1 pseudogene is annotated in these 264 nt (G+C 58.7%); it reads left to right on the top strand.

The features are described from left to right. A pseudogene (locus tag AC0IW9_RS31040) lies at positions 1-264 on the top strand (acyl-CoA dehydrogenase); the annotation flags it as partial.

The following is a 264-nucleotide window of genomic DNA, read 5'->3' as shown; positions in this document are numbered from 1 at the left end:
ATCAAAGCCTGCCGGCTTGCGCAGATGCTACCCCGGACATGGTTGATGCCATTCTCGAGGAAGGCGCCAAGTTTTGTGAGCAAGTGCTGTCGCCACTGAACCGCGTTGGCGATCTGGAAGGCTGCACCTGGAGCGAGTCCGGCGTTAAAACCCCGACTGGCTTTAAAGAAGCCTACAAACAATACGTAGAAGGCGGCTGGCCAAGCCTGTCCCACGACGTAGAGCACGGCGGCCAAGGCCTGCCAGAGTCTCTGGGTCTGGTAC

This window comes from Belnapia sp. AC561, from assembly GCF_979252845.1.
Note: the sequence above shows the minus strand (reverse complement) of the source record. Positions and strands in the feature narration are given on the sequence as shown.